Annotated in this window: 2 protein-coding genes; both read right to left on the bottom strand. The window is 39.4% G+C overall.

Features of this window, described 5'->3' with window-relative positions; all coding sequences use genetic code 11:
• Window positions 1-165: response regulator (locus UYI_RS33955; RefSeq protein WP_035139157.1), on the bottom strand; the 165-nt coding region annotated here is incomplete at its 3' end.
• 59 nt (window positions 166-224) lie between these two features.
• The gene (locus UYI_RS33950; RefSeq protein WP_235148060.1) at window positions 225-431 is read right to left on the bottom strand and encodes a COG4705 family protein; all 207 of its coding nucleotides are present in this window, start codon (window positions 429-431) and stop codon (window positions 225-227) included.
• Window positions 432-454: the final 23 nt, after the last annotated feature.

Raw genomic sequence — 454 nt, 5'->3', positions numbered from 1 at the left:
CGGCAACATTAAATCTAATAAAATTAAATCATAATTACCTGCTTGGGCGTATTCCCAACCTTCAATTCCATCACCAGCAATATCAACAGCATGATGTTGATGTTTTAAATCTTCAGCTAAGGGTTTAGCGATGCGATCATCATCTTCAACTATTAAAATTCTCATATTTCTATACTATTTATTTTGTATTTAACAAAAAATAGTCATCTATCTGCTTAAACGTATCACTCAATTGGGTAACGCACTTTTTTCTCCTTTCGCACGGAAAAGAATAGGACAACCGCCAGCAGGATAAAGGCGATCACTGAAGCATAGCCCCTTGGCAGTGATAAACCGCCATCTTTTATCGGTTTGGTAAGAAAATCTCCGAAGGTAGCTCCGAAGGGTCGCGTGAAGATGAACGCGAGCCAGAATAGGAGAATATCGCTCAACTTTGTTACGTAGTGAAGGGCGA

The sequence above is a fragment of the Fischerella muscicola PCC 7414 genome (assembly GCF_000317205.1).
In the GTDB taxonomy this organism is placed as follows: Bacteria; Cyanobacteriota; Cyanobacteriia; order Cyanobacteriales; family Nostocaceae; genus Fischerella; species Fischerella muscicola.
The sequence above is the reverse complement of the archived record's forward strand: the minus strand, read 5'-3'. Positions and strand labels throughout refer to the sequence as shown.